Genomic DNA, 23,836 nt, shown 5'->3' with positions numbered 1-23,836 from the left:
GGTCAGTCGACCTGCTCCGGTTCTTCGATCGTCGGCATGTCGGCGAGCTGCTCGCGGAGCCGCTGGGCCCAGGCGAGGTCGCGCGCGAACGTCGCGTCGAAGTGGTCGATGCCGTGTGGATCAGCCATGGCGGTGTCCCAACTCTGATAGCTCGCAGGCTGTTGCCGACCACCATAACCGCAGGTGGAAGACCGGCCGACGGCCCGGGGGCGCCCTATCGGGCAACGGCCGGGGCGGCTGTTGCCGGTGTGCCGCCAGGGGCGTTCCAGGGCCCCCGGCGGCCGACGAACGTCACACTTCCGGGTCTTTCGGCACTGTCCCGACCGCCACCGGTTCCCTCTTCTTCTCCGGCGCCGCTGCGATCAGCGGGTCCTGGCGCAGCTCCCGCCACAGCGAGACCGCCAGCGCGAGCATCACCAGCACGAACGGCGCGGCCGTGACGATCACCGTGTTCTGCAGCGCGTCGAGCCCGCCGGCGACCAGCAGCACGATCGCGGTCACGCCGGTGAGCCCGCCCCACAACGCCAGCACCGACGTCCGCGGCCGGGGGTGCCCGTCGGAGGACAGCATGCTCAGCACGAAGGTGTTGGCGTCCGCGCCGGAGACGAAGAACAGCAGCACCAGCGCCATCGCGATCAGCGACGTGATCGTCGGCCACGGCAGCGTCTCCAGCATCGCGAAGATCGCGTTGTTGGAGTCCGCCGCGGCGGCCTGCGCCACCTGCCCGCCGCGGAAGGCGTCCTCGAAGATCGCCGTACCGCCGAAGGCGGTGAACCAGAGGAAGAACACCGCGCTGGGCACGCCGAGCACGGCGATCACGAATTCGCGGATGGTGCGGCCCTTGGAGATGCGGGCCAGGAACACGCCGACGAACGCGCCCCAGGAGATCCACCAGGCGAGCATGAAGTAGGTCCAGCTCTGCATCCACTCCAGCTCGCCGAAGATCCCGGTGCGCAGGCTCATCGGGATGAAGTCGCCTGCGTACTGGCCGAGCGACTCCACCAGCAGGTTGAGCACGAAACCGGTCGGCCCGAGCAGCAGCACGAAGCCGAACAGCAGCACCGCCAGGCCCATGCTGGTCTCGCTGAGGAACCGGATTCCCTTGTGCAGCCCGGTGATCGCGGAGATGGTGAACAGCAGCGTGACGACCGCGATGATCAGGATCTGCGTGCCGGTGCCGCCCGGGATGCCGAACAGCCTGGACAGCCCGCCGTTGATCTGCAGCGCACCGAGCCCCAGCGACGTGGTCGTGCCGAACAGCGTCGCGAAGATCGCCAGCACGTCGATGGCCTTGCCGAGCGGGCCCTCGACGCGGTCGCCGAGCAGGGGCCGCAGCATCGGGCTGACCAGGCCCTTGCGGCCCTTGCGGTGGGTGGAGTAGCCGAGCGCGATGCCGAACACCGCGAAGATCGCCCAGGCGTGCAGGCCCCAGTCGAAGAACGAGTACTGCATCGCGACCACGGCCGCGTGCTTGGTGCCCGGCTGCGCCAGCCCGTGCGGCGGCGTCACGAAATGGCTGATCGGCTCGGACACCCCGTAGGCGACCAGGCCGATGCCCATCACCGCGGCCAGGATCATGGCCAGCCAGCTCAGCGTGCTGAACTCCGGCCGGTCGGTGTCGGCGCCCAGCCGGATGCGGCCGTAGCGCGTGGTGGCCAGCACCACCAGGAAGCCCAGCATCGCCAGGCTGGCGACCAGGTAGACCCAGCCGAACGAGCCGGTGATCCAGTTCAGCGCGGCGCCGGTGACCGCGTCGAGGCTGTCGGTGAACAGGGTGGCCCAACAGACGAACAGGGCGCAGAGCACCACCGATGTGTAGAAGACCGCGCCCAGCCGGTTGGCCGGGGGCGTGCTGGCTCGTGCCATGAGGTCGACTCCAGTGGAAAGGTTCGGACCCGGCCCGGGCGCGCGCATCCGGCGCAGCGACCCGAGCGGGAAGAGTGAGGGGAAGCACCCCGGACGCGCGAAGCGCGTGCGACGACGGGCGCAGAGGTGGAGGCTTTGCGGAGGCTCTTCCTGTAGGAGATCGCGGCCGGAGGTCCCGTCGGACCTCGATGCTGGCGACCCGGGCAACTGCCGCGCGGAAAAAGCCCGCCGCCGAAACGAGAACTATACCGCACCCGCGCGCGACCACAGTGGAGGCGACCGGCCGTGTGGCGGAGCACACGGCCGGTCGTCAGCGTCCCGCCACGCGCAGCCGCAGCAGATATTCCTTGCGGTCCAACGGATTTCGGTCCGTCCTGGCCGGGTCGGGATCGCGTCGCGGACCGGTTCGTAGCGGTCGAAAGTGGAATCGGGCACGCCCTCTCGCGCGTCAGCCCCGGCAGCTGCTGCTGCAGCTCGTACACCCGCGCCGCCGGGATCTCGCCCTCCAGCAAGCACGACGAACCGCGCATCGTCGTCGTCCCGGGCGCGGCGCGTAGTCGCGCGAGCACGGGCAGCACCGTGCCGAGCGCATCGGCCGGGAGCTTCGGCCTCGCTGTCGGTAGGCGCGACGTTGCTCAAGTGCGATGTTCCACACAGCCCGGCAGATTCCGCCGATGTGCTCGGCGAAGTCTGCTTGCGCAGGTGTGAGTGCGAGCCTGTACTTGCGTCCGGTCAGCATCGTCTCACCACGCTTGCCGCTCGAGGCTGCAACTGGCGTCCTGCTCGGGGGCAGGTTCAAGTGCGAACCGGTACGAGGGCGCCACAGTGGACATCGCGCAAGAGTCTATCGGCAGCCACTGACAGATGATCGTCAGCTCGATACGTCCTGCGCGTTGTGCTCATCGCCCTGCGCACTATTGCGTGGTTCGCGCAGCGATCACTATCGTGTAGCTCGCAGCGCCGGCCGTGCGACGGGCGGCCGGATGTGTTCCGGCGAGCGGAAGAGCAGGTGATCATGGGATCGCGAGTCTTGGTCGTGGCCGATGACCTCAGCGGTGCCGGTGATTCCGGTGTTCCCTTCGCGTTGCGTGAAATGCGCACACTGCTGGCCCTCGACGACACCGGTGACGCCGAGGTGTTCGTCGCCGACACCGACAGCCGCCATCTCGAACCGGTGCAGGCGGCCGAGCGCGTCGCGGCGGCGCTGCGCGGGCACGCCGCCGGGCGGGTGGTGTTCAAGAAGATCGACTCGACGCTGCGCGGGAACCTCGCCGCCGAGATCGGCGCGCTCGTCGAGCACGCCGATGGCGCCGGGGTGCTGCTGTGCCCGGCGTCCCCGGCGACTGGGCGCACGGTGCTGGGCGGTGTCGTCCACATCGGCGGAATCGCGTTGCACCACACCAATTCCTGGGCCGCGGAGGTCGCCGATCCGCCCGTCGACATCGCCTCGGCGCTCAAGCCGCTGGCGGTGCGGCACGTGGCGCTCGCGTCGATCCGCGGCAACGCGGCGGCGCTGCGGGCGAAGCTCGCCGAACTGCTCGCCGAGGCCGACGTCGTGATCTGCGATGCCGTGGCCGAGAACGACCTCCGGGCCGTGGTGATGGCCGGGGCGGCCGGCGGTCGCCGGCCGTACTGGGTGGGCTCGGCAGGGCTGGCGGATGCGCTGGCCGAGCAGCTGCGGCCGGGCCGCGAGGTCGAGCCCCCGGCGCCGGTCGGCGGCCGCGCGCTGGCGGTGGTCGGCAGCGCCAACGACGTCTCCCGCGAACAGGCGGACTTCCTGGCCGAGCGAGTCCCGCACACCCGCCGATTACCGGTCCGGAACCTGCTCGACGCGAACGCCGCCGCACTGGCGCGGATGTCCGAGCAGCTGCGCGACGCGCTGGCCACCGGCGACGTCGTCGTCACCGTGGACGGCCCGGTCGACGCCGGGTCGGCCCGCCGCGTCAACACCGCCCTGGCCGAGGTCTGCGCACCGGCGTCGGAACACGCCGAGCTGCTCGTGCTCACCGGCGGCGAGACCGCTCGCGCGGTGCTCAGCAGGCGCGGCGTCACAGGCCTGCGGCTGCTCAACGAACTGGAACCGGGCGTGGTGCTCGCGCGCACCGAGCCGCAGCCCGGCTACGTCATCACCAAGGCCGGCGGCTTCGGCACGCCGGAGACGCTGCACCGGGCCATCGCGGCGGTGCGTTCCGGAAGGGGACTCGGATGAACCTGCCCACCATTGCCGTCACGATGGGCGATGCGGCCGGCGTGGGACCCGAAGTGGTCGTGCGCGCGCTCGTGGAGCCCGAGGTGCGCGGGCTGGCCCGCTGCGTGGTGGTCGGCGACGCCGCGCGCCTGGCGAGGGCCGCCGAGATCTGCGGCGTCGACGTGCGGTTCAAGACCGTCGGCTCGCCGGCCGAGGCGACCGGCGAGGCGGGCGTGATCGACGTGCTGGACCTCGGGATCATCCCGGCGGACCTGCCGTTCGGCGAACTGTCCGAAGTGGCCGGTGAGGGCGCCTTCCAGTACGTGGCCAAGGCCGCCGAGCTGGCGATGGCCGGAGAGGTGCAGGCGATCTGCACGGCGCCGCTGAACAAGGCCGCGCTGCACGCCGCGGGGCACCGCTATCCCGGGCACACCGAACTGCTCGCCGAGCTGTGCGGCGTGCCGGAGGTGTCGATGATGCTGTCCACCGGCAAGGTGCGGGTCATCCACGTGACCACCCACATCGGGCTGGTCGACGCCATCGAGCGCATCGATCCGGGCCTGGTGGAGCGCACCGTCCGGCGCGGGCACCGCACGATGGTCGATTCCGGCATCGCGGAGCCGAAGATCGCGGTGTGCGGGATCAACCCGCACGCCGGGGAGAACGGGCTGTTCGGCCGCGGCGAGGAGGAGGAGAAGATCGTCCCGGCGCTGGAGTCCTGCCGCGCGGACGGCATCGACGCGCAGGGGCCGCTGCCCGCCGACACGGTGTTCTTCCGCGCGGGCCGGGGGGATTTCGACCTGGTGGTGGCCATGTACCACGATCAGGGGCACGGGCCGGTGAAGATCCTCGGGCTGGAGGCCGGGGTGAACATCACGGTGGGCCTGCCGGTCATCCGCACCTCGGTGGACCACGGCACCGCCTTCGACATCGCGGGCACCGGCCGGGCCGAGGCGGGCAGCCTGGTCGAGGCCCTGCGCCAGGGCGCGGCACTCGCCCGCCGCCCCTGACCTCGGTCTGTTTTGTAAGCGGCGGTAGCCGCTTGCGGTGTGGGACTCAGTTTGCACCGCCGCGGGTTCTCAACGGTGTCCTGCGGGGACACCCCGCACCCCGGGCTATCTCGCGAGGACAGCCCCAGCGCCGCGTATTGGGCATGCATAAGTCGGGGATCCCGGAGTCGAGAAGGCATCTGAGGTTCCGCTACCCGCACCGCTACGCAAATTGCTACCAAGAATTTCCTTGCTGGGAGGATGGCACGGTGAGCACTGATTTCGGGCAGCGGATGTCCGCGGGCCAGCGGCGCGCGTTGATCGAGCGGCTGGTGACCGAGCAGGGCGCCGTGCAGGTGGAGGAGCTCGCGGCATCCCTGGCGGTCACCCAGTCCACCATCCGCCGCGACCTCTCGCTGCTGACCGAGCAGGGCAAGCTGGCCCGCACCTACGGCGGCGCGATGCCCGCGACGGCGACCGAACCGTCGCTCGGTCAGCGCACCGCGCTGGCCACCGCGGAGAAGGACCGCATCGCGCGGTGGGCGGCGGCGCGGATCGGTGCGCCGGAAACGGTGCTGCTGGACGCCGGGACGACCACCGGCCGCCTCGCCCACCACCTGCGCGACCGCGCCGGGCTGACGGTGATCACCAACGGCATCCCGGTGCTCACCGAGCTGGCCGACGCCGACGCGGTGCAGGTGATCGCGTTGGCGGGGGAGATGCGGCACATCAGCCAGGGCTTCGTCGGACCGCTGGCGGAGCTCACTCTCTCCCGGCTGACGGCCGACAAGGTCTTCCTCGGCGCGGACGGCCTCGATCCGCGGCTGGGCATCTGCGAAGCGAGCCTCCTGCAGACCCGCCTGAAGGAGCAGATGATGGCCCGCGCCCGCGAGGTCTTCGTGCTCGCCGACAGCAGCAAGCTGGGCGCGGCGCCGTTCAACGCCTGGGCCCCGCTTCCGGCGATGTGGACGCTGGTGACGGACGACGGCGCGACCGACGACGACCTGGCGCCGTTCCGGGCGTTGCCGGGCGCCGAGATCGTCGTGGTGTGAACCCGCGCGTCACTCGCGGTGCAGGAAGTCCTGGATCCGCTTGCGGAGGTCCGTCCGGTCGTAGGTGTTCACCAGGGCTCCCGCCATCCGGACCGGGTCGCCGAAGAAGAAGTGCTCGTAGAGGTTCTGTCGGCCGGCGAACGACGAGGCGCTGGCGTCGAAGGCCAGCTTGAACAGGCGGACCCGCTCCGGGCCGTCGATCGCCTTGCCCTGCAAGTACTTCTGCACATCCGCCGCCGCGCCGCCGAAGACGTCCTGCTCGCCCGGCAGCGCCATCAGGCCGCTGGCGGCGAACTTGCGGACGATCTCCGGGAAGCGCTGCGACGCCTTCGGGTACCAGTTGCGGGCCGTGTTCAGCGGCGCCCACAGCGGGGTGTGCACGCCGAACTCGTTCGTCGTCGCCTGGGATTCCGCAGACTGCAGCAGGGCCTTGCCGATCTCCACCGCGCCGATCACCTCGGCGATGTCCTGCTGGATGTGCTGGAAGCCGTCGATGCCGATGGCGTCGGCCAGTTCCGAGAGCAATCCCAGGAAGAACTCGCTCTTGGCCACCGTCCGCGTCACCACCTGGTGCGTCATGTGGGTGGTCGCACCGGTCCGCGAGTAGAAACCGTTGCACAGCTCGGGATCGCGCAGCACGAACACCCGCTCGTAGGGCACGTGCACGTCGTCGAAGACCACGACGCAGTCGCTCTCCTCGAACCGGGACGCCAGCGGCTCGTCGAACGCGCTGCGGTTGCCGTGCAGCGGTTGGCGCGCCACGAAGCGCAGGCCCGGGGTGTCGGTGGGGATGGCGAAGGCGAACGAGTAGGGCTCGTCCTCGGGAGTGCCGCGCAGCACGGTGGACGGGAACACCAGCAGCTCGTCGGAGATCGGGGCGATGGTGGCCAGCATCCGCGCGCCGCGCACGACGATGCCGTTGTCGTCCTCGCGCACCACGTGCGCCATCAGCGCGCCGCCGCCCTGCTGGCCGCCGCTGACGCTCCGGTTGATCTGCGGCGGGATCAGCGTGTGGGTGAGCAGCAGGTCTTCCTCGCGGACCTGCTGGTAGTAGCGCTCGATGTTCTCGCCGAAGGCGGGATCGGCCTGCGCGAACCAGGATTTCGCCCGGCCGAGCGCCATCAGCGAGCTGTTCAGGTAGTCCCCGGTGCGGCCGAGCATGCCGAAGGAGCGGTTCGCCCAGGTGCGGAACGCCTCGCGCCGCCGGGCGAGGTCCGCGGCGTTCTCGGGCACCAGGAACGAGGTGCCCACCCGGTCGCCGGAGGTCGGCGACGGGTAGGTGAGCACGTCCCGGTACTCGGGGCTGACCTGCATGTCGAACAGTTCGGCGTAGCTGCGGGCGACGCCGGCGAACGCGGGGTGGTCCGGGGTGCCGCCGATGGTGGTGTCGCCGTCGATCTGGACGTGGATGCGCCGCCGCGCGAGGTCGTCGAGGTACTGCCGTCCCGAACGAGCGCCCACGGTTCCTCCAGGTCATGCGTGAGTCGCGGTTCTCACGGTGCGGGCGGCGTCTGCTACTTCCGCAGGGGGACCGCCGCTCGCGCCGCAACGAGAAATCTGTTCAGAGCAGGTGTTCCAGGCCGAGCGAGGGTTCGGCGATGGTGACGAAGCGGCCGCCCGCGAAGCCGAGCAGGTCGCCGCCGCGGTAGTCGAAGTCGACGACCTCGCCGATGTGCAACGTGTGGTCGCCCGCTTCGCAGGTCTGCCACGGGCGGCACTCGAAGTGCGCCAGCGCGCCCGCCAGCCGCGGGGCCGCGCCCGTGTCCAGCCAAGCAGGTTCCAGTTGCGGCCGCCCGGCGAAGTGCATGGCCAGCGCCTGCTGCTCCGCGCCGAGCACGTTGATGGTGAACGGCCGTCCGGCCAGTTCGCCGTGCGCCTTGGCGGCGCGCGCAACGCTCACCAGCACCAACGGCGGGTCCATCGACACGGAGGTGAAGGAGTTGGCGGTGAAGCCGTGCCGTCCGGTCGCGCCGTCGAAGGCGACCACCGTGACGCCGGTGGCGAACCTCCCGAGGCAGGAACGGAACCGGCGGTGGTGGACATCGCCGGGTGAACGCGCCGTTTCCGGTATTGGCATCTCGACCACCACCTCGTGTTCGACCGCGTTCCGAAAGCTTCGGTGTTCTATAATCGAATTCCCTGTTCTCTTTTGGAACGCTAGTGGCGTGTGAGCGGCGGCACAAGGGGTGGGCGGCTATGTTCGCCGACATGGTCGAACGGGCGAAGAACGACGGGGCGCGGTCCCAGACGCTGTCGCGCGGCATCCAGGTGCTGGAGCTGCTCGCCGCGGCGGAACGGCCGCGCAGCATCGACGAAATCGCCGCTGACCTCGGCGTGCACCGCTCGATCGTCTACCGGATCGTGCGCACCCTGGAGGATCACCGCTTGGTGGCGCGGGATTCCGCCGGGCGTTGCGCGCCGGGCGCGGGACTGGCGGTGCTGGCGCACGGCGTCGCCCGCGATCTGCAGAGCGTCGCGGTGCCCGAACTCGCCGCCGTGGCAGCGGATTTGGCGATGACCAGCTTCGTGGTGGTGCACGACCACGGCGAGTGCGTCACGCTCGCCAGCGTCGAGCCCCGGCGCGCGGCCGGGACCGTGGCCGAGCATCCCGGCACCCGGCATCCGCTGGAGCACGGCGCGCCGGGGGTCGCGCTGCTCGTGCTGCTGGGGGCGGAGGGGCTGGGGGAGGACGTCGCGGCGCGCGTGGCCGAGGCCCGTCGGCGGGGGTACGCGACGAGCCGGGACGAGGTGATCCCGGGCCTTTCCTCGGTGGCCGTGCCGATCCCGTCGCGCGGTTCCTGCGCGGCCGTGGCCGTGGTCTACGTGTCGAGCGACCGGGAGCCTGCCGAGCTGGCGGAGCGGCTACAGGCCGCCGCGAACGCGATCGGCGCCCAGGTCGGGTGACGGCAGCGTCTTCGGCAGGCCGGGGCGGCGCAGCGCTGCGCACAAGGCTGAAGCGACCAGCGAAAGCGCCGCTGCGGCCAGCAGTGCGGCCGGGGGTCCCCACTGCGCGACGACGATGGCGGCCAGACCGATGCCTACCACGCCGCTGAGCGCCTTCGCGCTGTAGACCAGCCCGTGCACCTCGGCGCTGCGCTGCTCGCCGAAGTACTCGCGGGCCAGCGCGGCGAACAGCGGGTAGAACGCGCCGCCACCGATCCCCGCCGCCGTCGCACCGGCGATCACCAGCACGACGGATTCCTGCGAAACCGCTGCCAGCAGCAGGATCTGTCCGATGGCCTGGATCATCACCACCCAGCGCAGCGCGCGCCGGCAGCCGATCCGGTCGGCGATCGGGATCGCTAGTGCCCGCCCGGCGCCGTTGGTCGCGACGAACGCTGCGGCGGCCGGAGCGGGTGCCAGAGCGGCGGTGAACAGCACCAGGAACGCCGCGTTGAACAGCGAAACCGTTGCAGCGCAGAACAAGCACGCCGCCATCGCCGGGAGCACCGGTGTGCGCAGCGCCTCGGCCGCCGAGTACTGCCGCGCTGCCGGCGGTCTGGTGCGGGCCAGGGCCCATGCGCGGGGATCGAGGTGCGCGGGCCACCAGTGCCGCGGCGGGTCGGCCAGCAGCAAGCCGCAGCCGAGCACCGCGGCGAACAGCACGAGCGCGAAGACGTCCAGCGCCGCGGTCACGTTCCACGGTCCGGTGAGCAGGGCGAGGACGAACGGCACCGAGCCGTACGCGAATGCTCCGGTGACGAACCCGACCCGGGAGGCGGCGCGCTCGGGGAACCACTTGGCCGCCGTCGAAGTGCACGCGGCGTAGACCAGGCCGGCGCCCGTGCCGCCGAGCACGGAGTACCCGGCGAGCAGGCCGGGGAAGGCGTGCGCGTGCGCCAGGCTGAGCACGCCGAGCGCGCAGAGGAAGGCGCCGGCGATTATCGCCGAGCGCGGACCGGCGCGGTCGCGCTGCCGCAGGTGCGCCACCGGAAATCCGGCGCCCGCCTGGAAAACCGCCCATCCGGCCAGCGCCCAGAACAGGCTGCCGTTGTCGTGGCCGCCGGCGGCCAGCGCGGGAACCGCCGCGCCGTAGGCGTACTGCATGGCGCCGACGAGGAGCATCGGCAGCCAGCACAGCCACAGCACCGTCGTGCGGGAACGCCCGATGAGCTCACGCGGCACTTCGCCCACCCGGTACCTGCGGCCGTGGTGGTCGCGGACCTCGTGGTTCGGCGTGTGCAGGCCGATCATCGCCCACCGCCCTCTCATGACTGGTCCGCCTCTCCGCGATTCACAGTGGTGGTTACGTTCAGCCCAGTCTCCCGTTGCGTGGTTTCTCGTGGCTGGTTTGCGTCACGGTCCCCTGGGGTGCGGTTGAGGAGGGCTGAGGTTGACACAGGGCTCTCATGCCGGCACCGGCCTCAAGCGGTGCGCCCCGGCGTAGACGTTCATGCTGGTGCCGCGCAGGAATCCGACCAGCGTCAGGCCGGACTCCGCGGCGAGGTCCACGGCCAGCGACGAGGGTGCGGAAACTGCGGCCAGCACGGGGATTCCGGCCATCACGGCCTTCTGCACCAGCTCGAAGGACGCCCGGCCGCTGACCACGAGCACCGTCGCGGACAGCGGCAACCGGTCTTCCCGCAGCGCCCAGCCGACGACCTTGTCGACCGCGTTGTGCCGCCCGACATCCTCGCGCAGGCACAGCAGTTCGCCGTCCAAGCCGAACAGGCCGGCGGCGTGCAGGCCGCCGGTGCGGTCGAAAACCCGTTGCGCGGCGCGCAATCGGTCGGGGAGTGCGATCAGCACGGCCGGGTCCAGCGGGGCGGGGTCGTCGCGGACCGGCCAGGTCGCGACGGTGCGGACCGCGTCGAGGCTCGCCTTTCCGCAGACGCCGCAGGAAGAAGTGGTGTAGAAGTTGCGCTGCAACGAGGTCTCCGGCGGGGCCGTGCCGGGCGCGAGCGCCACGTCGAGCACGTTGTAGGTGTTCGCGCCGTCGCTGGTCGCGCCCGCGCAGTAGCGGATGCCCAGCAGGTCGCCGGTCCGGCGCACCGCGCCCTCGGAGACCAGGAATCCGGCCGCCAGGTCGAAGTCGTCGCCGGGCGTGCGCATGGTGATCGTCAGGGGTCGTCCGCCGAGGCGGATCTCCAGCGGTTCCTCGGTGACGAGCGTGTCCGGGCGTGCCCGGCGCGCGCCGTCGCGGAGGCTGATGACAGGTCTTCTGCTGGTCACGCGGCCCACCGGGCATCACCCATCCAGGTGCTACTGATCACATGAGCTTCACTATTCGGACAAATGACGGGATACTGTATGCACGAAAGGAGGTGCATCTGAATGCGGATACTTCGTTCCGTGCTGCGGCATTTCGCCGACCTGCCGCGCGGTTACGCGGCGGACGGGCGCATGCTGGGGCTGGCCACGTCCGCCGCGATCGAATCCAGCCGCACGGATCGTCAGCGATCCGGCGGCGCTCGGTCCGAAACGGCCGCCCGGGAGCGCTGAGCCGCGAGCGCCGTCATCTCGGGGCACCGCGAGGCAGCAGCCGCTCGTGCACCCACACGAACCCGATCGCGAACCCGACGCTGATCAACGCCTGGTACGCCAGGAAGGCCAGCGGCTGCGGCGGCCAGTCGAACCGCTCGTCCAGGACCAGGCGGGTGCCCACGTCCTGGACGAGCCGGGCGACCGGGAAGGCGATCACCCAGTACAGCGCCACCGGGGCGAAAGCGCCGCCGCGCAACACGCCGTGCTCCCGCAGGGCGCTGCAGCCTGCCCCGAGCGCGGCCAGCGGCAACGCCAGCATCAGGCCGGTGACCGCGGCCCACCCCGGCGGCGCCCCGCCGGCCAGCACGAGCGTCCCGGCGAACAACCCCGCTACCGCCCCGATCACCAGGCCCGGCGCGGACGTCCGGCTGCTGATTGGCATGTCAGCTCACGACCACTCCGTACTCGACGAGGCTGTAGAACAGCATTCCGAGGTAGAACACCGCGCCGAAGCCGATGATCACGTTGCTCCACCACCGCGGCCGGATCGGGCGCGGCAGCATCCGGTTGTTCACCAGCAGCAGCACCACGCAGTAGGCGCCCATCGCGAAGGTGGACAGGAACGCGAGGACGTCCAGGATCGCGCCGGGCCCGTCCGCCGGCCCGAACAGCAGGATCAGGATGCCGAAGGCGATGACGCCCCACAGGAACGCCGCGTACAGGTGCGACATCCGGAAGCGCCGCGCACCCGGCACGAAGTGGTAGGTCATGTCGGCCTGGCCGCGGGAGAACGAGTCGAACAGGCCCAGCGTCGCGTTCAGCCCGATCAGCGCGATGAACCCGAGGAACACCGAGCCCAGCACCGGGCCGCCCGCCGCCGAGAACGCGTCGGCCATCGCGCCCAGCGCGGCCTCCCGCTCCCCGGACTCGATCAGCCCGCGCACGCCGGGGTTCTCCCGCGCCGCCGACTGCGCCAGCACGGTGAACGAGATCGTCACCAGCATGGTGATGCCCCAGAACAGCAGCAGCGCGTCGAAGGTGACCCAGCGCCGCCAGCCCTTCCACTTGCGCATCTCGTCGGGATCGGTGGTGTCGAACATGAACCCGCGGGAGGGCATCGCCTCCTCCTCGCCCGCGTGCCGCAGGCCGCGGATGCGGGGGATGTGCGCGCCCATCCCGGCGCCCTTGTCGCGCAGGTGCAGCGTGTACCACATCTGCTGCATGCCGGACGGCCCGGCGAAGGCGATCGAGCCCACCACGACCGGGAACCACGACGGCGACATCGCCTCCGCCGGGAAGTACCCGAAGTGGAACATCCCGGTGATGGTGGCGGTCAGGTCCGAGAGGTCGCCGACCATCGCGGCCACCACCGCGGTGCCGACCACCAGCAGCCCGATCAGCACCGACAGCACGTTCTCCAGCAGGTTGTAGATCACCTTGGCCAGCGTGAACACCACGCCGACCAGCAGCAGGCCGACGCACGCCGACACGACCCACGGCACGCCGGTGATCTCCTCCAGCGCCGCCGCGCCCGCCGACAGGTGACCCGGCCAGATGTAGACGGCGATCGCGGTGACGAAGAAGAACCACATCACCGGCTTGGCCACCCGCGCGGCGCCGGAGAAGATGCTCTCGCCGGTGGCCATCGCGTAGCGGGCCATCTCCAGCATCACCACGGCCTGCAGCGTGACCCCGATGAGGAACAGCCAGCGGATCTCGGGGCCGAAGACCAGCACCAGCCTGGGCCACATGTACGACTCGCCCATGCCGACCCCGAGCGCGACCAGGAACACCGTGGGGCCGAGCAGGTGGACCGACGGCGGCGACTCGGGCAGCTTGCGGATCGGCATCGGCTCCAGCCCGCCGGCCCGCCAGACCTCGTCTCGTCCTATTACAGGTTCTGGATCTCTCCCGGGCGCTCTCTCAGCGTCCACATCGGACCTCCTTGCCCTGGTTGGACTACTTCAAGCCGGTGCGATGCCCGCGGGGGAGTGGCGATTTCGCGCGAAATCGCCGCTCGCCACGCGTGCCGGATGGCGATTTCGCGCGAAATCGCCGACCTGCACCGGACTCAGCCGAGGAGGCCGGCGGCGCGGGCCCACTGGTACTTGGCGCCCAGCACCGCAACGGGCTTCTCGGTCGTGTAGGGGTAGGCGACGATGCCGTGGTCGAAGAGGTATTCGGCGGCCTTCTCGACTTCCGTGTCACCGGCCAGCGACACCACGATCGGCTTGTCGACGCCGTCGGCGCGGGCCTCCTCGGCGACCCGAGCGGCGAGTTCCGCGAACACCATCGGCGGGGTGACGATGGTGTGCCAGTAGCCGAGGACCAGCGCGTGGATGCGCGGGTCCCGCAGCCCCAGCCGGATGGTGGCCTCGTAGGTGCTGGGCGGCTCGCCGCCGGTGATGTCGATCGGGTTGCCCGCCGCCCCGAACGGCGGGATGTAGCGCCGGAACTCCTCGTCGAGGTCCGGGGGGATGTCCATCAGCCGCAGCCCGGCCGCCACGCAGGCGTCCGACAGCAGCACGCCGGAGCCGCCCGCGCCGGTGATGATGACGACGTTCTCGCCCTTCGGCGTGGGCAGCACCGGGATGCCGCGCGCGTACTCCAGCATCTCGTTGAGCCCGGGCGCCCGGACCACGCCGGACTGCCGCAGGATGTCGTCGTAGACCTTGTCGTTGCCCGCCAGCGCGCCGGTGTGCGAGCTGGCGGCCCTGGCACCGAGATCCGTGCGCCCGGCCTTGAGGACCACGACCGGCTTCCTCTTGGTGACCCGCTGGGCGGCCTCGACGAAGGCCCGGCCGTCCTTGAGGTCCTCCAGGTGCATCGCCACGCAGTGCGTGTTGTCGTCCTGCTCGAAGAACGTCAGCAGGTCGTCCTCGTCCACATCGGACTTGTTGCCGAGCCCGACGATCGCCGACACGCCCATCTTGGTGGTGCGGCTGAAGCCCAGGATGGCCATGCCGATGCCGCCGCTCTGCGACGTAAGGGCCACGCCGCCGCGCACGTCGTAGGGCGTGCAGAACGTCGCGCAGAGGTTCTGCGGCGTGTAGTAGTAGCCGTAGATGTTCGGCCCCAGCAACCGGATCCCGTGCTTGCGCGCGACCGCCACGACCTCCGCCTGCAGCTCGTGGTTGCCGGTCTCGGCGAACCCCGACGGGATCAGCACGGCGGCGGCGACCTGCTTCCGGCCGCATTCCTCCAGCGCCGCGGCCACGAACTTGGCGGGCACGGTGAACACCGCGACGTCGACCTCGCCGGGCACGTCGGTGATGCTGCGGTGGGCCTTGCGGCCCAGGATCTCGTCGGCCTTCGGGTTGACCGGGTGGATCTCGCCCGCGTAGCCGCCGTTGATCAGGTTCTTCATCACCGAGTTGCCGATCTTGCCGTCCTCGTTGGAGGCGCCGATCACGGCCACGCTGCGGGGATTCATCAGCCGTTGCATCGCATGCACGATCTCCTCCGGCGAATGCCGGACCGGCGGGGCGCTCTCCTCGGTCGCCAGGACGATCCGCACGTCGGCGGCGGTGGCCCCGGCGGCGGTGGCGAACACCGGGTTGAGGTCGAGCTCGGCGATCTCCGGGAAGTCGTACACCAGGTCCGAGACCCGGCGCAGCACGTCGGCCAGGGCGTCGGCGTCCACCGGCTCGCTGCCGCGCGCGCCGCGCAGCACGTCGGCGGCGGCGATGTCGTCGAGCATCGAGCGCGCCTGCTCCGCGGACAGGGGAGCGAGCCGGAACGTGACGTCCTTGAGGACCTCGACGAGCACCCCGCCGAGGCCGAAGGCGACGACCTTGCCGAACGTCGGATCGGTGGTGGCGCCGACGATCACCTCGTGGCCGCCGACCATCTGCTGCACCTGCACCCCGGCGATCGCCGGGTTCTCGGTGAAGGCGTGCGCATTGGCGAGGATCTGCGCGTAGCCGGTGCGGATCGCCTCGTCGCCGCTGACGTCCACGAGCACGCAACCCGCGTCGGTCTTGTGCAGGATGTCCGGCGAGACGATCTTCAACGCCACCGGGCCGCCGAACTCCCGCGCCAGCGACACCGCCTCGTCGGCGCTGGTCGCGAGGCCCTCCCCGGCGGTCGGGATGCCGTAGGCGTCGCAGAGCACCTTCGCCTCCGGCGCGGTGAGCGCAGCCCGGCCTTCCGCCCGGACCGCGTCGAGCACCTCCCGCACGCGGGCACCGTCGTAAGCCATGCTCAGATCACCCCGTTCGACTTCAGCTCGGCCAGTTCGGTTTCGCCGATGCCCAGCCGGTCCCGGAAGATCTCGGCGGTGTGCTCGCCGAGCAGCGGGGAGCGGTCGACCCGCACCGGGGAGTCGGACAGCTTGATCGGGCAGCCGACGGTCTTGAACGCGCCGCGCTCCGGGTGGTCGACCGTGACGATCATGTCGTTGGCGGCCAGCGACGCGTCCTCGATGATCTCCTGGGTGGACAGGATCGGCCCGCACGGGATGTTGTGCTCGTTCAGGGCCGCCAGCACGGACCACTTGTCCAGGCCGAGCGTCCACTCCTCGATCATGCTGAACATCTTGTCCAGTTTGGACAGCCGTGCCTCCGGCGTGGCCCAGTCCGGGTCCTCGACCAGCTCGGGTCGCCCGAGCAGCCGCGCGACCGGCGCCCAGCCCTGCGGCTGCACGATGACGTAGATGTAGTCGTTCGGGCCGCCGGGCTTGCAGCGCACCGCCCAGCCGGGCTGACCGCCGCCGGAGGCGTTGCCCGAGCGCGGCACCTCGTCGCCGAAGGCGGCGTTCGGGTACTCCCGCAGCGGGCCGTGCGCGAGCCGCTGCTGGTCGCGCAGCTTGACTCGGCACAGGTTGAGCACGGCGTGCTGCATCGCCACCGAAACACGTTGTCCCCGGCCGGTTTGCGCCCGCTGCAGCAGCGCGGCGAGGATGCCGGCGACGGTGTGGATGCCGGTGCCGGAGTCGCCGATCTGCGCGCCGGTGGCCAGCGGCGGCCCGTCCTCGAAGCCGGTGGTGCTCATCGACCCGCCCATCGCCTGGGCGACGACCTCGTAGGCCTTGTAGTGCGTGTACGGGCCGTCGCCGAAGCCCTTGATGGAGGCGTAGACCAGCCGAGGGTTGATCTCGCGCAGCCGCTCCCAGGTGAAGCCCATCCGGTCCACGGTGCCGGGCCCGAAGTTCTCCACCAGCACATCGGAATCGGCGACCAGGTCCGCGAAGATCTCCTTGCCGCGCTCGGACTTCATGTTCAGCGTGATGCTGCGCTTGTTGCAGTTGAGCATGGTGAAGTACAGGCTGTCGGCGTCGTCGACGTCGCGCAGCTGGCGGCGGGTGATGTCGCCGGTCGGTGCCTCCAGCTTCACCACGTCGGCGCCGAGCCAGGCCAGGATTTGCGTCGCGGACGGTCCGGATTGGACATGCGTCATGTCCAGCACCCGGACACCTTCGAGTGCAGTCATGTCAAGGCCCCTCACTTGTACATGGTCTGGTTCATGGTTCCGGGCGCGTATACATCCGGATCGACCCAGACGTTGATCAGCGACGGCAGTCCCGACTCCCTCGCGCGGCGCAGGGCCGGGCCGATCTCGCCGGGGTCGCGGACCTCTTCGCCGTAGCCGCCGAGCATCTGGGCGAACTTGCTGTACTCGACGTCGCCGAGGGTGTTGCCGACCCGGCCGCGGTCCTCGCCGTACTTGGCGATCTGGCCGTAGCGGATCTGGTTCATCGACGAGTTGTTGCCGACGATGCCCACGAACGGCAGGCCGAAGCGCACCATCGTCTCGAAGTCCCAGCCGGTGAGGCTGAACGCGCCGTCGCCGAACAGGCACACCACTTCCTGGTCGGGGCGGGCGTGCTTGGCCGCCATCGCGAACGGCACGCCGACGCCGAGGGTGCCCAGCGGGCCGGGGTCCATCCAGTGCCCGGGCGCCTTGGGCTGGATGACCTGACCGGAGAAGGTGACGATGTCGCCGCCGTCGCCGATGTAGATGGAATCCTCGGTGAGGAACTCGTTGATCTCGTGCACCAGCCGGTACGGGTCGATGGGGGAGGCCGTGGAGAGCTGGCGCGGCAGCCGCTTCTCGTAGGCCGCGGTCTCGACCTCGCGCAGTTCCTGCACCCATCCCTTCCGGCCGCTCGCGCCGTTGTCCAGCCTCCCGGAGGTGGCTTGGGCGAGCGCGGTGAGCACCGCGTCGGCGTCGCCGACGATGCCCAGGTCGATGTCGCGGTTGCGGCCGACGGTGCGGTAGTCCAGGTCGATCTGCACCACGGTGGCCTCGGGCGAGAGCCGGCGGCCGTAGCCCATCCGGAAGTCGAACGGGGTGCCCAGGATGATGATCAGGTCGGCGTTGTCGAAGGCGTAGCGGCGGGCGAGCTGGAAGTGCAGCGGGTCCCCGGGCGGCAGCGTGCCGCGCCCGGCGCCGTTGCAGAACGCGGGCAGGTTCAGCTCGCGGACGAGCTTCACCGCCGAGTCCGTCGCCCGGCAGGTCCAGGTCTGGCTGCCCAGCAGGATGCACGGCTTCTCCGTCTTGACCAGCAGGTCGGCCAGCTTCTCGACGGCGTCCGGATCGCCTGCGGAGCGGGTGGTGGCGCGGTATCCGCCCGCGCCGGGGATCCGCGCCTTCTCCAGCGGCACCGACCCGTCGAGGATGTCGCGCGGGATTTCCAGGAACGACGGGCCGGGCGCGCCGTGGAAGCACTCCCGGAACGCCATCGACACCATGTCGGCGACGCGTTCGGTGTGCGGCACGGTGGCGGCGAACTTGGTGATCGGGTTCATCATGTCGACGTGCGGCAGGTCCTGCAGCGAGCCCATCTTGTGCTGCGACAGCGCGCCCTGCCCGCCGATGAGCAGCATCGGGCTCTCGGCCCGGAACGCGTTGGCCACGCCGGTGACCGCGTCGGTGGTGCCGGGGCCGGCGGTGACCACGGCGCAGCCCGGGCGGCCGGTGATCCGCGCGTAGCCGTCGGCGGCGTGCGCGGCGACCTGTTCGTGCCGGACGTCGATCACGTCGATGCCCTCGTCGACGCAGCCGTCGTAGATGTCGATGATGTGCCCGCCGCAGAGCGTGAAGATGGTGTCCACGCCTTCGGCCTTGAGCGCCTTGGCGACGAGGTGACCGCCGGAGATCAGCTCGGTTTCGCCTGCTTGGTCGGGTGTCGTCTGGGCCATCTGCGCTCTCCTCCAAGCCGGTGCCTACGGTCGGCTCCATACTGCATACCGTATGAGGTGCTCTTCAGGCTTACCGCAGAACCAGGTGGGTGTCCATAGCCGGATTCGGCTTTCCGCGCGGCCCCGTGTTTGTCCACAGTGGAATTTCTCGGCGGAGTTCGCGCTGGTCAGGGGATCGCCATGTGGCAATCTGACGTATTGCCAGATGAGGTGCGGGTGGCGCAATCTTGCCGGAGTGTCACATACTGTATACACTGACTGGCGGTGGTTGCCCCGGCGTCGCCGCCGAACGGGCCGGCGAGCACGGGATTCCCGCAGTGGGCAGCCGTTCGGTAGCGGCTTTCCCGCTCGAAAAACGGAAACGCCGACCGCTTGTGCCAAACGCCGGAATGCGTTGTTGCAGAAGAGAACCCGCTCGATCTTCCGCATCGAGGAGGCGGCAGGAATGGGGTACACGAGGCTGATCGAGCCCCTGGTGCGCGACGGCGGCGACCTGCGGCCCGCGTCGTGGGAGGAAGCGCTCGACCGGGCCGCTGAGGGAATCGCGCGCACCGTCGAGGAGCGCGGGCCGGACGCCTTCGGCGTCTTCTCCTGCGCCCGCGCCACCAACGAGATGAACTACGTGGCGCAGAAGTTCGCGCGCGCCGTGATCGGCACCAACAACGTCGACTCCTGCAACCGGACCTGCCACGCGCCGAGCGTGGCGGGCCTGGCCCAGGTCTTCGGCAGCGGCGGCGGCACGTCGTCCTACCAGGAGATCGAGGACGCCGACCTGATCGTGCTGTGGGGCTCCAACGCCCGCGAGGCGCACCCGATCTTCTTCCACCACGTGCTCAAGGCCGTCAACCGCGGCGCCAAGCTGTACGTGGTGGACCCGCGGCGCACCAGCACCGCCAAGTGGGCGCACCGCTGGCTGCAGCTGCACGTCGGCACCGACATCGCGCTGGCGCACGCGATCGGCCGGGAGATCATCGCGTCCGGGCTGGTCAACCGCTCCTTCATCGACCGCGCCACCGGCGGTTTCGACGCCTACGCCGCCGAAGTGCGGCAGTGGACGCCGGAGGTCGCGGCGCTGGAGACGGGAGTGCCCGCCGAGCTCATCGAGGAACTCGCCCACGCCTACGCACGCGCCGACCGCGCCCAGCTGTGCTGGACGCTGGGCATCACCGAGCACCACAACGGCACCGACAACGTGCTGTCGCTGATCAACCTGTCCCTGCTGACCGGGCACGTCGGCCGCTACGGCAGCGGCCTGAACCCGTTGCGCGGGCAGAACAACGTGCAGGGCGGCGGCGACATGGGCGCGATCCCCAACCGGCTGCCCGGGTTCCAGGACATCCTCTCGCCCGAGGTCCGCGAGCGGTTCGACGCGGCCTGGGGTTCGAACATCCCGCCGCGCTACGGCTGGCACCTGACGCAGATGTTCGAGGCGATGGATCGCGGCGACCTCACCGCGGTGTACGCGATCGGCGAGAACCCGGTGCAGTCCGAGGCCGACTCCGGTCGCACCCTCAAGCGGATGCGGAACCTGGAACACCTGGTGGTGCAGGACATCTTCCTCACCAAGACCGCGCAGCAGGCGCACGTCGTGCTGCCCGCCTCGGCGGCCTGGTGCGAGACGGACGGCACCTTCACCAACAGCGAGCGACGGGTGCAGCGGGTGCGCAAGGCGCTGGATCCGCCCGGCGGGGCGCGCAACGACATCGACATCATCTGCGAGATCGCGCGGCGCCTCGGCCACGACTGGCACTACGACACCGCAGAGCAGGTGTGGGAGGAGGTGCGGGCGCTCTCGCCGATGCACCACGGCATGTCCTACGAGCGGCTCGCGGAGCTCGGCGGCATCCAGTGGCCCTGCTTCTCCGAGGATTCGCTGGAACCGACCTACCTGCACAGCAGGCTGTGGGCGGACGACCCGATCGTGCGCGGCGAGCCTGCGGTGTTCGCGCCGGTGCGGCACAGCCCGCCGGTCGACGAGCTCAGCGAGGAGTACCCGCTGCGGCTGACCACCGGCCGCCGGCTGGACTCCTACAACACCGGCGTGCAGTCGCAGGGCTTCAACTCGCCGATGCGGCGCGGCGAAACCCTGGACCTGTGCCCGGCCGACGCCGAGGCGTTGGGCGTGGCAGAGGGGGAGCGGGTGCAGATCTCCTCGCGCCGCGGCTCTATCGTCGCGCCGGTCCGGCTGGACGCCGGGCTCCGGCCGGGCCTGGCGTTCATGACGTTCCACTTCCCGGACGAGGTGGACGTCAACCTGATCACCATTGAGGCCACCGATCCGGTGGCGGGCACGGCCGAGTACAAGGCCGCGGCGATCCGCGTCGACAAGCTGCCGGCCGGAGCCCACCAGGAGGCGCTGTGGATCTGAAGCTGCTCAACGCCGCCCCGACGGATGCCGAGCGCGCGGCGGTGGACGCGCTGCTCGGCCCACCCGGCGGCAACGGGCACGGCCCGCCGGCGGGCCGGGATCAGCTGCTGCCCGCGCTGCACGCGGTCAACGACCGGGTGGGCTGGATCAGCACGGGCGCGTTGAACCACATCTGCGAACGGCTGGCCATCCCGCCTGCCGATGCCTACGGCGTGGCCAGCTTCTACGCGCTGTTCGCGCTGGGCCCGCGCCCGCCGCGGGTGGTGCACGTCTGCGACGACCTGGCTTGCAAGGCGGGCGGATCGGCGCAGGTGTGCGCGGCGCTGGAGGCTTCGCTGGGCGCGGCGGGCAAGGATCACGACGGCGTGATGTGGCTGCGCAGCCCGTGCCTCGGCGTGTGCGAGCGCGCTCCGGCCGCGCTGGCGTTCCAAGCCGGTGACCCGGCCCGCGCGCAACTGGTCGCCCCGGCCACCAGCGAGTCCACTGTGGATCTCGCGGGAACCGGTCCGGTCGACGGTGATCGCGAGCCGCCGGTGCGGGACTCGGTGCCGCAGGCCGGCGATCCGCAGTTGCGCCTGCTGCGCCGGATCGGCGTGGTCGACCCGGAAAGCCTGGACGACTACCGGGCGCACGGCGGCTACGAAGCGCTCCGGAGAGCCCTGGACATCGGCGCGGCCGAGGTGATCCGGCAGCTCACCGAGGCGCGGCTGACCGGGCGGGGCGGCGCGGCGTTCCCGACCGGCCGCAAGTGGGAGGCCACCGCGGGCCAGCCGTCGCGACCGCACTACCTGGTGTGCAACGCCGACGAGAGCGAGCCGGGCACCTTCAAGGACCGGGTGGTCATGGAGGGCGATCCGTTCGCCGTGATCGAGGCGATGACCATCGCCGGCTTCGCCACCGGCTGCGCCCGCGGCTACCTCTACATCCGCGGCGAGTACCCGCGGGCCACCCGCCGCCTGCGGAACGCGATCGCCCAGGCCCGCGAGCGCGGCCTGCTCGGTCGCGGCATCCTCGGCCGGGACGGCTTCGACTTCGACATCGAGCTGCGCCGCGGCGCGGGCGCTTACATCTGCGGCGAGGAGACCGCGATCTTCAACTCGATCGAGGGCTACCGCGGCGAGCCGCGCAGCAAGCCGCCGTTCCCGGTGGAGCGCGGCCTGTTCGGCAAGCCGACCGTGGTCAACAACGTCGAGACGCTGATCAACGTGCCGCTGATCCTGACCGGCGGCGGAGCGGAGTACGCGCGCACCGGCACCGAGCAGTCGACCGGGACGCGGCTGTTCTGCCTCTCCGGCAGCGTGCGGCGGCCGGGCGTCTACGAGGTCGCGTTCGGCACGACCCTGCGGGAACTGCTGGAGCTGGCCGGCGGAGTGCGCGACGGGCGGCGGTTGCGCGCGGTGCTGCTCGGCGGCGCGGCGGGCGGGTTCGTCGGGCCCGACCGACTGGACCTGCCGCTGAGCCTGGAAGCCGTGCGGGAGGCCGGCACCACGCTGGGCTCCGGGGTGGTGCTGGTCTTCGACGACACCGCCGACCTGCCCGCGTTGTTGCTGCGCATCGCCGCGTTCTTCCGCGACGAGTCGTGCGGGCAGTGCGTGCCGTGCCGGGTCGGGACGGTGCGGCAGGAGGAGGCGTTGCAGCGGCTCGCGCGGGGCCGCGGCGACGGCGCGGACGACCTCGCGCTGCTGCGCGAAGTCGGCCAGGTGATGCGGGATTCGTCCATCTGCGGGCTCGGGCAGACGGCCTGGAACGCGGTGGAGTCCGCAGTGGAGCAACTCGGCGCGTTCGCAGCTGGAGGGTCGCATGAGTGACGATTTCACCGCCGCCCGGGCGGATGCCGGGGGAGGCGCGGCATGACCGCCGTCGACATCGGGCTTCCGCGCCGCCTGGTCGAGTTCACTGTGGACGGTCGCACCGTCAGCGTGCCGGAGGGCTCGACGATCCTGGACGCGTGCGCGGCGCTGGGCATCTCGATCCCCACGCTGTGCTGGGGCGACACGCTGCAACCCCGCAACGCCTGCCGGGTCTGCATGGTGGAGGTCGAGGGCTCGCGCACGCTGGTGCCGTCGTGCTCGCGGCAGGTCGCGCCCGGCATGGTGGTGCGCACCGACTCCGAGCGCACCCGGCGCAGCCGCAAGGTGGTGCTGGAACTGCTGGCGTCCTCGGCGGATCTGTCGACCACGCCGCAGGTCGGCGAGTGGATGGCCGAGTGCGGCGCGCGGCCGGAGCGGTTCGGCCCGCCCGAGCCGCCCGCCGACGACCACGACGAACGCCGGCCGGGAGAGCACGAGGAGCCGGACGGCAGCGCGGCCGCGACCGTGCGGCAGGACGCGAAGGTCGACAACGACCTCTACGTCCGCGACTACGGCAAGTGCATCCTCTGCTACAAGTGCGTGGACGCCTGCGGGCAGCAGTGGCAGAACACCTTCGCCATCTCGGTCGCCGGGCGCGGCTTCGACGCGCGGATCTCCACCGAGTTCGCCCGGCCGCTGCCGGAATCCGCCTGCGTCTACTGCGGGAACTGCATCGAGGTCTGCCCGACCGGCGCGTTGAGCTTCAAGACGGAGTTCGACATGCGCGGCGAGGGGACCTGGGACGAGTCGCGGCAGCAGCAGACCACGACGGTGTGCACGTTCTGCGGTGTCGGCTGCAACCTCACGCTGCACACGCAGGACAACGAGATAGTCCGGGTCACCTCGCCGCACGACAGCTCGGTCGGCCACGGCAACCTGTGCATCAAGGGCCGGTTCGGCTGGCAGCACGTGCAGAACCGGGAGCGCAAGGGCGAGCCGTGACCGGGTCCGCCTGCC

At 70.9% G+C, this 23,836-nt stretch carries 20 protein-coding genes; 8 read left to right on the top strand and 12 right to left on the bottom strand.

All coding sequences use genetic code 11. From position 1 onward, the window contains the following. Window positions 1-2 precede the first annotated feature (2 nt). From E1288_RS49825 to E1288_RS48725, 3 genes are all read right to left on the bottom strand, one after another. Entirely contained in the window at window positions 3-128 is a 126-nt protein-coding gene (locus E1288_RS49825; protein WP_268951827.1) for a hypothetical protein, read from the bottom strand. Between the two features lie 163 nt (window positions 129-291). Continuing rightward, window positions 292-1,866 carry a BCCT family transporter gene (locus E1288_RS11845; protein ID WP_132484264.1) on the bottom strand — a complete coding sequence of 525 codons (1,575 nt, stop codon included), beginning with the start codon at window positions 1,864-1,866 and terminating at the stop codon, window positions 292-294. 448 nt (window positions 1,867-2,314) lie between these two features. Beyond that, window positions 2,315-2,605, bottom strand: a complete 291-nt coding sequence (locus tag E1288_RS48725; RefSeq protein WP_235883497.1) for a helix-turn-helix domain-containing protein — start codon at window positions 2,603-2,605, stop codon at window positions 2,315-2,317. A 276-nt stretch (window positions 2,606-2,881) separates the two neighbouring features. Here E1288_RS48725 and E1288_RS11835 point away from each other — a divergent pair, with 276 nt between their 5' ends. The 3 genes from E1288_RS11835 to E1288_RS11825 all read left to right on the top strand — a co-directional run bounded on the left by E1288_RS11835 (window position 2,882) and on the right by E1288_RS11825 (window position 6,095). Beyond that, on the top strand, window positions 2,882-4,075 hold the full coding sequence (locus tag E1288_RS11835; RefSeq protein WP_132484262.1) for a four-carbon acid sugar kinase family protein: 1,194 nt from the start codon (window positions 2,882-2,884) through the stop codon (window positions 4,073-4,075). Then, the gene (gene pdxA, locus E1288_RS11830) at window positions 4,072-5,064 is read left to right on the top strand and encodes a 4-hydroxythreonine-4-phosphate dehydrogenase PdxA (RefSeq protein ID WP_132484260.1); all 993 of its coding nucleotides are present in this window, start codon (window positions 4,072-4,074) and stop codon (window positions 5,062-5,064) included. Before E1288_RS11835 ends, pdxA begins: the two co-directional genes overlap by 4 nt. Window positions 5,065-5,312: 248 nt before the next feature. Beyond that, complete coding sequence (locus tag E1288_RS11825; protein WP_207954303.1) at window positions 5,313-6,095, top strand: DeoR/GlpR family DNA-binding transcription regulator; 783 nt, start codon at window positions 5,313-5,315, stop codon at window positions 6,093-6,095. Between the two features lie 9 nt (window positions 6,096-6,104). On the opposite strand, the gene hpaB is transcribed toward E1288_RS11825, so the two are convergent. Both hpaB and E1288_RS11815 read right to left on the bottom strand, forming a co-directional pair. Next, entirely contained in the window at window positions 6,105-7,556 is a 1,452-nt protein-coding gene (hpaB, locus tag E1288_RS11820; RefSeq protein ID WP_132484256.1) for a 4-hydroxyphenylacetate 3-monooxygenase, oxygenase component, read from the bottom strand. Between the two features lie 100 nt (window positions 7,557-7,656). Continuing rightward, the gene (locus tag E1288_RS11815) at window positions 7,657-8,172 is read right to left on the bottom strand and encodes a flavin reductase family protein (RefSeq protein WP_132484254.1); all 516 of its coding nucleotides are present in this window, start codon (window positions 8,170-8,172) and stop codon (window positions 7,657-7,659) included. A 131-nt stretch (window positions 8,173-8,303) separates the two neighbouring features. Between E1288_RS11815 and E1288_RS11810 the strand changes: the two genes are divergently transcribed. Next, a complete protein-coding gene (locus tag E1288_RS11810; protein WP_132484252.1) occupies window positions 8,304-8,999 on the top strand; it encodes an IclR family transcriptional regulator in 696 nt (231 codons plus the stop codon). Here E1288_RS11810 and E1288_RS11805 read toward each other — a convergent pair. Both E1288_RS11805 and fdhD read right to left on the bottom strand, forming a co-directional pair. Beyond that, window positions 8,958-10,307, bottom strand: coding sequence for an MFS transporter (locus E1288_RS11805; RefSeq protein ID WP_132484250.1), 1,350 nt, complete (start codon window positions 10,305-10,307; stop codon window positions 8,958-8,960). The genes E1288_RS11810 and E1288_RS11805 overlap by 42 nt on opposite strands. Window positions 10,308-10,442: 135 nt before the next feature. Beyond that, window positions 10,443-11,276 (bottom strand): formate dehydrogenase accessory sulfurtransferase FdhD, encoded by an 834-nt coding sequence (fdhD, locus tag E1288_RS11800; RefSeq protein WP_132484248.1) that lies wholly within the window; start codon window positions 11,274-11,276, stop codon window positions 10,443-10,445. Between the two features lie 93 nt (window positions 11,277-11,369). Between fdhD and E1288_RS46870 the strand changes: the two genes are divergently transcribed. Next, window positions 11,370-11,537 (top strand): hypothetical protein, encoded by a 168-nt coding sequence (locus tag E1288_RS46870; RefSeq protein WP_165968078.1) that lies wholly within the window; start codon window positions 11,370-11,372, stop codon window positions 11,535-11,537. A 13-nt stretch (window positions 11,538-11,550) separates the two neighbouring features. On the opposite strand, the gene E1288_RS11795 is transcribed toward E1288_RS46870, so the two are convergent. The 5 genes from E1288_RS11795 to E1288_RS11775 all read right to left on the bottom strand — a co-directional run bounded on the left by E1288_RS11795 (window position 11,551) and on the right by E1288_RS11775 (window position 18,661). Further along, on the bottom strand, window positions 11,551-11,961 hold the full coding sequence (locus E1288_RS11795) for a hypothetical protein (RefSeq protein WP_132484246.1): 411 nt from the start codon (window positions 11,959-11,961) through the stop codon (window positions 11,551-11,553). A gap of 1 nt (window position 11,962) precedes the next feature. Then, complete coding sequence (locus tag E1288_RS11790) at window positions 11,963-13,369, bottom strand: Nramp family divalent metal transporter (RefSeq protein ID WP_132484244.1); 1,407 nt, start codon at window positions 13,367-13,369, stop codon at window positions 11,963-11,965. A 221-nt stretch (window positions 13,370-13,590) separates the two neighbouring features. After that, window positions 13,591-15,720: an acetate--CoA ligase family protein gene (locus E1288_RS11785; protein WP_132484242.1), complete on the bottom strand. Its 2,130-nt coding sequence runs from the start codon at window positions 15,718-15,720 to the stop codon at window positions 13,591-13,593. Between the two features lie 2 nt (window positions 15,721-15,722). Beyond that, complete coding sequence (frc, locus tag E1288_RS11780; protein ID WP_132484240.1) at window positions 15,723-16,949, bottom strand: formyl-CoA transferase; 1,227 nt, start codon at window positions 16,947-16,949, stop codon at window positions 15,723-15,725. An 11-nt stretch (window positions 16,950-16,960) separates the two neighbouring features. Next, the gene (locus tag E1288_RS11775) at window positions 16,961-18,661 is read right to left on the bottom strand and encodes a thiamine pyrophosphate-binding protein (protein WP_132484238.1); all 1,701 of its coding nucleotides are present in this window, start codon (window positions 18,659-18,661) and stop codon (window positions 16,961-16,963) included. Window positions 18,662-19,106: 445 nt separating this feature from the next. On the opposite strand from E1288_RS11775, the gene E1288_RS11770 reads away from it, so the two are divergent. From E1288_RS11770 to E1288_RS11760, 3 genes are read left to right on the top strand one after another with little or no spacing between them, the layout of a single operon-like run. Further along, entirely contained in the window at window positions 19,107-21,029 is a 1,923-nt protein-coding gene (locus tag E1288_RS11770; RefSeq protein ID WP_132484236.1) for a molybdopterin oxidoreductase family protein, read from the top strand. Beyond that, window positions 21,020-22,837, top strand: a complete 1,818-nt coding sequence (locus E1288_RS11765) for an NAD(P)H-dependent oxidoreductase subunit E (protein ID WP_132484234.1) — start codon at window positions 21,020-21,022, stop codon at window positions 22,835-22,837. Before E1288_RS11770 ends, E1288_RS11765 begins: the two co-directional genes overlap by 10 nt. A 42-nt stretch (window positions 22,838-22,879) precedes the next feature. Then, on the top strand, window positions 22,880-23,821 hold the full coding sequence (locus E1288_RS11760; protein WP_132484232.1) for a 2Fe-2S iron-sulfur cluster-binding protein: 942 nt from the start codon (window positions 22,880-22,882) through the stop codon (window positions 23,819-23,821). Window positions 23,822-23,836: the final 15 nt, after the last annotated feature.

Origin of the sequence: Saccharopolyspora elongata, assembly GCF_004348985.1 — a bacterium.
GTDB lineage: Bacteria > Actinomycetota > Actinomycetes > Mycobacteriales > Pseudonocardiaceae > Saccharopolyspora > Saccharopolyspora elongata.
This window is presented reverse-complemented; position numbering and strand designations above follow the sequence as displayed.

Excerpts from the sequence above, each read along its gene's own strand:
- E1288_RS11835 (WP_132484262.1), top strand. The coding sequence starts at position 2,882 with ATGGGATCGCGAGTCTTGGTCGTGGCCGATGACCTCAGCGGTGCCGGT.
- E1288_RS11810 (WP_132484252.1), top strand. The coding sequence starts at position 8,304 with ATGGTCGAACGGGCGAAGAACGACGGGGCGCGGTCCCAGACGCTGTCG.
- E1288_RS11805 (WP_132484250.1), bottom strand. The coding sequence starts at position 10,307 with ATGAGAGGGCGGTGGGCGATGATCGGCCTGCACACGCCGAACCACGAG.
- pdxA (WP_132484260.1), top strand. The coding sequence starts at position 4,072 with ATGAACCTGCCCACCATTGCCGTCACGATGGGCGATGCGGCCGGCGTG.
- E1288_RS11785 (WP_132484242.1), bottom strand. The coding sequence starts at position 15,720 with ATGGCTTACGACGGTGCCCGCGTGCGGGAGGTGCTCGACGCGGTCCGG.
- E1288_RS11770 (WP_132484236.1), top strand. The coding sequence starts at position 19,107 with ATGGGGTACACGAGGCTGATCGAGCCCCTGGTGCGCGACGGCGGCGAC.
- E1288_RS11775 (WP_132484238.1), bottom strand. The coding sequence starts at position 18,661 with ATGGCCCAGACGACACCCGACCAAGCAGGCGAAACCGAGCTGATCTCC.
- E1288_RS11790 (WP_132484244.1), bottom strand. The coding sequence starts at position 13,369 with ATGCCGATCCGCAAGCTGCCCGAGTCGCCGCCGTCGGTCCACCTGCTC.
- E1288_RS46870 (WP_165968078.1), top strand. The coding sequence starts at position 11,370 with ATGCGGATACTTCGTTCCGTGCTGCGGCATTTCGCCGACCTGCCGCGC.
- E1288_RS11845 (WP_132484264.1), bottom strand. The coding sequence starts at position 1,866 with ATGGCACGAGCCAGCACGCCCCCGGCCAACCGGCTGGGCGCGGTCTTC.
- E1288_RS11760 (WP_132484232.1), top strand. The coding sequence starts at position 22,880 with ATGACCGCCGTCGACATCGGGCTTCCGCGCCGCCTGGTCGAGTTCACT.
- E1288_RS48725 (WP_235883497.1), bottom strand. The coding sequence starts at position 2,605 with ATGCTGACCGGACGCAAGTACAGGCTCGCACTCACACCTGCGCAAGCA.
- E1288_RS11795 (WP_132484246.1), bottom strand. The coding sequence starts at position 11,961 with ATGCCAATCAGCAGCCGGACGTCCGCGCCGGGCCTGGTGATCGGGGCG.
- E1288_RS49825 (WP_268951827.1), bottom strand. The coding sequence starts at position 128 with ATGGCTGATCCACACGGCATCGACCACTTCGACGCGACGTTCGCGCGC.
- E1288_RS11815 (WP_132484254.1), bottom strand. The coding sequence starts at position 8,172 with ATGCCAATACCGGAAACGGCGCGTTCACCCGGCGATGTCCACCACCGC.
- frc (WP_132484240.1), bottom strand. The coding sequence starts at position 16,949 with ATGACTGCACTCGAAGGTGTCCGGGTGCTGGACATGACGCATGTCCAA.